The organism is Endozoicomonas ascidiicola, assembly GCF_001646945.1.
Lineage (GTDB): Bacteria > Pseudomonadota > Gammaproteobacteria > Pseudomonadales > Endozoicomonadaceae > Endozoicomonas > Endozoicomonas ascidiicola.
The window spans coordinates 509,904-512,456 of sequence record NZ_LUTV01000006.1; the positions used below are offsets into that span (position 1 = coordinate 509,904).

Annotated in this window: 3 protein-coding genes; all 3 read left to right on the top strand. The window is 45.7% G+C overall.

The features are described from left to right. The coding region (locus AKL11_RS19100; protein ID WP_216636822.1) for a hypothetical protein at positions 1-513 on the top strand (513 nt) is incomplete at its 5' end. Positions 514-646: 133 nt separating this feature from the next. Next, a complete protein-coding gene (locus AKL11_RS19105; RefSeq protein ID WP_067520451.1) occupies positions 647-1,327 on the top strand; it encodes an ATP-binding cassette domain-containing protein in 681 nt (226 codons plus the stop codon). Continuing rightward, positions 1,324-2,124: an ABC transporter permease gene (locus AKL11_RS19110; RefSeq protein ID WP_067520454.1), complete on the top strand. Its 801-nt coding sequence runs from the start codon at positions 1,324-1,326 to the stop codon at positions 2,122-2,124. The genes AKL11_RS19105 and AKL11_RS19110 overlap by 4 nt, the downstream gene beginning before the upstream one ends. The last annotated feature ends 429 nt before the right edge of the window (positions 2,125-2,553 follow it).

Genomic DNA, 2,553 nt, shown 5'->3' on the forward strand with positions numbered 1-2,553 from the left:
GATGTCTCGGTCAATGGGTCTGAAAGTCCATTTGTTCATTGGCTGGCTGTCTTTTACGATCTTGCGGGTATTATACTCAAAAGTTGTTCTAAGTCCGACAGGCTCCTAGCAGGGATAATGAGGCAAAAAAAGCATGAGATTGTCCAAGAAAATCGGCAAAAGTATGAAAAAGCCTTGAAGATTACAGAACAGTTAAGTTTGAAAGGAGGTATTGCCGTTGCTGGCCGTAATTCTCTGGTGAAACAATTGAGGGCGGTTATTGAAAGTATTGCTTCAAATGATGAAGTTGCCATGTCGATTTTATCTGACCTCAAAGAGCTTGAGCAGAATAACAGGGTTTTGAGTATCTATTCAGGCTACAGAAGTGAGGAGTGGATAAAAATTCCCTTAACGAAAGCGGAAGCTCGCGATAGAGAAGATGCCATTAATGATTTCACGGCCGTCATAAAGGAAGTCTCTGTTGAAAATGATGAGGTGATTAGTCGTATTAAGGCAAAACTCACCAATCTGTAGCTGTCTGCCGCTCGATGGTTGGCGTTGGTTGAGGCTTGCCGGCCTCGGTTTTAACGTCGTTGGTTTTTCTTTCCTTTCCTTTAGTCTTCCCATATTGTTCCCTTTTATTAGGTACTGAAGTCAGATATTGGTCATGGGTGGGCATCCAGTTTTTCAGCTTGTTTCTGTCGGTATTGGTGTTTCGGAGAAGGCTCTGCTCTCCGGGGTGAATTTAACCATTGACCAGGGCGATAGTTTTGTTCTTGTCGGTCCTTCCGGCGGAGGCAAGAGTTCTCTGTTAAAGCTCTTGCTGGGTGGTTTTCATCTTCAGGCAGGTGAGTTCTTTTTTATGGGGCGGCCAGTTTGTCAGGATTCGATAAAACATCTGCGATCATCCATTGCCTATATTCCTCAGCAGGCGCCTTCCGGTGGTGAATCCGTTGCTGACTATCTCAGTCGTCCTTTTTCCTGGAAAGCATGGAGTGATCGACCTTTCAGGAATTCTGATGTGGAGTATTGGTTTCAGCGGCTTGATCTCTCTATTGAGCTTCTCTCATCGTCATTGAATCAACTGTCTGGTGGGCAAAGACAGCGGCTTTCCATGGTGCGAGGGTTGATGACTGGGAGGAAAATACTGGTTGCGGATGAGCCTACGTCAGCCCTCGACGATGAATCCTGCTGTAATGTAACGGATCTCTTGCTCGGAGGCGATTATACCGTGGTATCAGCATCCCATGACCCTCGTTGGATAACAGGCTGTCAGCACTCGATTCTGGTTAGGGATAGTGGCGTTTCAGTGGTTGATAGCCCGATTCGGGGGGTGATGAAGCCATGAGCGGAAGTGGGCAAATTGGTGTTGTCGAGCTGCTGATTTTTTATGGCGTTCTGTTATTGCCTCTGCTGATGCTGTGGTATCTCGGGCTAAAGGATCTGGTGAAAAATCTATTGGTCGGGGTTGGCCGGATGACGTTGCAGTTGGCCATGATTGGAGTTTATCTTGAGTTTCTGTTTGCACAGAATAGCCTTGTTCTTAACCTGCTCTGGCTTGCTATTATGCTGTTGGTGGCTAATTGGCATATCCTCAGTCGGGCTGGACTATCGATAACCTCGTTGTTCATGGTTTCTCTGTTCAGCGTATTTTTTGGTGTCGGGCTTGTGCTGGTGGCCATGATCGTTCTGGTACAACCGGAGCCATGGTTTAGCTCGCGCTACCTGATTCCTCTGGCGGGGATGCTGTTGGGCAACTGTTTGACCGGAAATATCCTGGTGCTTGAGCGTTTTTACGGCTCGGTATCTGAACGGTATGAGCAGTATATGGGTGACTTGTTACTGGGAGCCAGCCGTCTTGAAGCGTTACAGCCGTTTATCCGTGGGGCATTGAAGTCGGCCATCAGTCCGTTGGTGGCAACCTTGTCGACACTTGGGTTGGTGGCATTGCCGGGTATGATGACTGGCCAGATTCTGGGTGGTGCTGAACCGGTTGATGCGGTGATGTATCAGCTTATGATCATGCTGGGGATTGCCAGTAGCATGATTCTCTGTGCGATTATCAATTTGATGTTGAATATTCGGGTGAGCTTTGATCGTTACGGGTTGATGGATTTTTCAATGATAAAAGCAGAAAGCCATTAGGAATAGTTCCCGATTAGCTTTCACATTTTAATTAACGTTGTCCGTTGTCCGTTGTCCGTTGTCCGTTGTCCGTTGCCTATAGTTCGAAAGCTGGAGTCACCCTCGCTTTGCGGATTACGGATTACGGATTACGGATTACGGATTACGGATTACGGATTACGGATTACGGATAGGTATAAACACTGCTCAACTTTAGATTTCCCATAAAACGGAAGTTTGGTCAGATTGCATAATTTCAAAATAAACAACATCGACGAACTATTTTTTCAGGCTCGCTTATAAACCAAAACTCATTTGAAACATACGGTTCTAAATGAGCAGATAAATTGATCCAAAGCATGAAACGAAAAACGATTCAAGACGTATAATTACAGATCATTTTTTGCCATAACTATTCGATTCATGCTTAAAGTCCTACACGATAAATGG

Bases quoted from the DNA above. Each gene is read 5' to 3' on its own strand.
- AKL11_RS19105 (WP_067520451.1), top strand. From the start codon at position 647: ATGGGTGGGCATCCAGTTTTTCAGCTTGTTTCTGTCGGTATTGGTGTT.
- AKL11_RS19110 (WP_067520454.1), top strand. From the start codon at position 1,324: ATGAGCGGAAGTGGGCAAATTGGTGTTGTCGAGCTGCTGATTTTTTAT.